A 3,860-nucleotide genomic window follows, 5' to 3' on the forward strand; every position below is an offset into this window, starting at 1 on the left:
GACATTGTCATGCCGCGGCCTCCGCCCCTTGGATGGCGCCTACGAGTTCCCACTCTTCGTAGCCGGCGTTGAGTTCGGCGTGAATTTCGCCCTTGTACATGACGATGACCCTGTCGCAGATTTCCAGGTCGGTGTCGTCGGTGGAGACGATCAGCAGCGCTCGTCCGCTGTCACGCAGCGCCCGAAGTGATTCGTAGATGGATTCCTTCGCTGTCACGTCGACACCGGCGGTGGGGTGGACGAGGACGAGTGTGTCCGGGTTTGAAGCGAGGGCCCGTGCGAGCACGACCTTTTGCTGGTTGCCTCCGGAGAGCTCTTCGACGGCCTGGGTGGGTCCGTCGCATTTGATGGACCACGCGCCGGAGAGTTCCGTGAAGCGTTCGCGGCGCCGTCCCGAACTGATGAGGCCGCCACGGCCGCGGAGCCGGTCGACGATGGTCAGGGTGGCGTTTTCTTCGACGGACAGTTCCGGGACGTAGCCGTTGACGTGGCGGTCTTCGGGAACGAAGCCAATTCCGGCGTTGATCGTTTTGATGACGTTTCCGTGCCCGAGGGTGTGGCCGTTGTGTTCAACGGTTCCCGCATCGAGTGCCAGCTGACCTGCGATGGCCTGGGCGAGCTGGACGTGGCCTGCGCCATCGAGACCTGTGAGGCCGACGCATTCGCCAGCGCGGACCGTCAGGGTGGCTTCCAAGACGCGGGAGCCGACGGCGACGCCGGTCACGGTGAGTCGCGTTTCGCCAAGCTGGTCCTGGCGGTTACTGGTGGCGGCAGTATCTTTCCTAGCAGCTGCAGCTTCTTGCTCCGTCACACCGGCCATGACGTTGACGATCCGGTTGACGGTGAGGTCGGCTGTCTGGGCGGTCAGGACGTCGCGTCCGTCGCGCAGGATGGTGACAGAGTCGCAGACCTTGAAGATTTCTTCCAGGTGGTGGGAGACGTAGATGACGGTCACCCCGCGCTGGCGGAGGCTGTTGATCTGGGCGAATAGTTCATGGGAAGCCCCCTCGTCGAGGCCGGCCGTCGGTTCGTCCAGAAGGAGGATCCGCGGTCCCCGGGACAGTGCCCGGCATACTTCGACGATTTTCTTTTCCAGCGGTTCAAGGTCCTCGACATTTTTGTCGACGATGCGCTCGTAACCCCAGTCCTTGAGCTGGTCGGTTGCTGCCTTGCGCATCGCCGGCCAGTCCACGCTCCCCCACCGCTTGCGTGGGTAAGCGCCAAGGCTGATGTTTTCCGCCACGGTCAGTTCCGGCACGAGGGTGCTTTTCTGATACACGCAAGCGATGGAATCGGATCCGGGACCTTCAGTAATTTCACCGTCCGCGCCCTGGATGTGGATGCTTCCGGCGTCCGGAGTCACCAGACCGGTAAGCATCGCAATCAAGGTGGACTTTCCGGCACCGTTCCGGCCGAGAAGGGCCCGGGATTCGCCTGAACGGACGATCAGGTTGGCATCTGTCAACGCCTGGGTCGATCCGAAAGACTTCTGCAATCCACGGATCTCGATGGCGTTCTGGGTGTTAGCTGTGACCACGATGTCACCCTTTCTGAAATTCAGTCTTCACCTTGGCCCTGCTCGGCCGGGAGCAGGTTATTTTTTGTTTCCCCAGAGGTTCTGGTCATCAACGTTGTCTTTCGTGATGACCGGAGAGGGAAGCATGTCCGCGAGATTGCCCTTGTAGTCGACGATTTCGCTGCCGTGCTCGGACGGACCGACCTTGTATTCCTTTCCGGCGATGGCGTCCTTGAGGTACTGGACGGCGTACTTTCCGTAGAGATCTACCGGCTGGGAAACGACGGCGTCAACGTGTCCGGACYGGATCGCATCCAAGGATCCCTTGGAACCGTCGATGGTCACCAGGGGGACGTGTCCGGGCTGACCGGCGGGGGCCCACTTGCCCTGGCCCTCCATCACGGTCTGCACGCCGGAGAGCATCACGGAGTCGCTGGCCAGGAAGACGGCGTCGATCTTCGATGTGCTGAGAACTGTCTGGGCGTTTTCCACTGCCTTGGCAGATTCCCAGTTGGTGTCCTTGCGGATGATATTTACGTCCGGGAACTTGGAGGACATGCACTCATCGAAGCCCTTGTTCCGGTCAAACCCGGACGTGGTTGACAGTGCGCCGTGCAGTTCCAGGACCGTGCCCTTGCCGCCGGTCAGCTTGCCGATCTGTTCACAGACGCTGGTGCCCATGGCAACATTGTCCGCCCTGATGTTCATGTAGATCTTGCCGCCATTGGCTGCGGTGTCCACGGTCACGACGGGGATGTTTGCGGCGTTCGCGGCCTGGATGGCCGGGATGATGGCATCGCTGTCCCGGGGTATGGTCACCAGACCTTTTACATCCTGGGAGATCAGGGTGTTGATATCGGTCACCTGCTTGGCCGGGTCGCCCTCGGCGTTGGAGGCCGGGAGCATCTTCAGGCTGTTCGAATTGGCCTCGGTAACGACGGAGTCCACCAGACCTGCCGTAAAGGGGTTATCGAGGACACCGGCGGAGAAGCCGACGGTGGGCGCGTCGCCACTTCCCGATGACGCACTCCCGCCGCAGGCGGAGAGCGCCAGCGTGGCGCCAGCGAGCACGGCGACACCAACGTGGCGGCGGCTCAGTTTGAATGCGGAGGCGCCTTTGCGATCCTGCACCATCAATTGCTCCTAATTAGAAGGTAGACATACACAAGTGGAATTCTTGCTTCGGTTGCTGCCGGGGTCCTCGACTTCGAGTCCGGCGCTCCGGAAGCTGTGGCCGCTGCGCCGACGGGCTGGGAGATCCCCCGCCGTTGTCAGCTCTCGCGGCTTCATCACCCTTCCAATGTAAAGTGATACACCGCACACTGTCAAGTAATACAGCACATAACACTTTACATTCGGTCGCTTCGGACGCTTCCGAGATTTTCCGCCGTAGTTAGGCGTAATAACTGTGAAGTCTGGGCAATTTTGCGGTAGGGGAGCTAAAGTGGTGTGTACGCGAACTGTACACTTGTGGCTGGTTCCCCGGTCCATTGGTGGACATACATAACAGCGGTCCTCTCTTTGCCGGATTGGATCGCCGGAAAGGCCGAGGATGAGCATTCAAGCCACTGCACCGGTTACCCAGGAGGGTCGTGCCCAGCTGGGCAGTCAGCTCAGGGCTGCCAGGATGAAGGCGAAGATCTCCCTCAGGGAGCTCGCCCGGAGGGTCGGTATCTCCGCGAGCTTTATGTCACAGGTCGAGTTGGGCCGTGCCGTCCCTTCCATCGGAACCCTGTACACCATCGTTTCGGAGCTTGGGCTCTCCTTGGACACGCTCATGAGTGGTGAGCACTCGGCTCCTGCCCCCGAAGGAAATGGCGCGACCGTTGATTCAACTGTCAGCGAGCCGGCCGGCCTTTCCGTCTTCGCCCCGTCTGCAGGCCCGGCAATCCCGGGAATCCAGAGGGCAGGGGACCGTCCGGAGATCAACATGGGAGGCGTCCGCTGGGAGCGGCTCACGGAACGGGCGGACCCATTGGTTGAGTTCCTGCGGGTCACGTACGGGCCCGGGAGCGAGTCCTGCGCCGCGGACGCACTGATGCGCCACCCCGGATGGGAGTACATTCATATCCTTTCCGGCCAACTTAACGTCCAGGTCGCTTTTGATAGCGATGTTCTCGGGCCTGGAGACAGCATGAACTTCGATTCAAATGTGCCGCACCGTCTCAGCAACACCTCCGGTGAAGACTRTGTCGCCATCTGGGCCGTGGTCGGCCGTCAAGGCTTCGCCCATCCCCTCGACCTGGCCAGGGCCGGCCAGGGATCAAACGGTGAGGACTCCGCGACGATGGAACACTCCCACTCTTAGCATTCCTCCCCTTTCATGGGATGGACGTGTCGTGCC

General features: G+C 61.3%; 3 protein-coding genes. 1 reads left to right on the forward strand and 2 read right to left on the reverse strand.

The window, feature by feature from the left end; all coding sequences use genetic code 11:
- Positions 1-7 precede the first annotated feature (7 nt).
- A complete protein-coding gene (locus AC1DR1_RS22895) occupies positions 8-1,537 on the reverse strand; it encodes a sugar ABC transporter ATP-binding protein (protein ID WP_476993426.1) in 1,530 nt (509 codons plus the stop codon).
- Positions 1,538-1,594: 57 nt separating this feature from the next.
- Positions 1,595-2,650, reverse strand: a complete 1,056-nt coding sequence (locus AC1DR1_RS22900; protein WP_476993427.1) for a sugar ABC transporter substrate-binding protein — start codon at positions 2,648-2,650, stop codon at positions 1,595-1,597.
- Between the two features lie 418 nt (positions 2,651-3,068).
- Between AC1DR1_RS22900 and AC1DR1_RS22905 the strand changes: the two genes are divergently transcribed.
- Positions 3,069-3,824: a helix-turn-helix domain-containing protein gene (locus AC1DR1_RS22905; RefSeq protein ID WP_476993428.1), complete on the forward strand. Its 756-nt coding sequence runs from the start codon at positions 3,069-3,071 to the stop codon at positions 3,822-3,824.
- Positions 3,825-3,860 lie beyond the last annotated feature (36 nt).

Source organism: Arthrobacter sp. P4_F10, assembly GCF_056401435.1.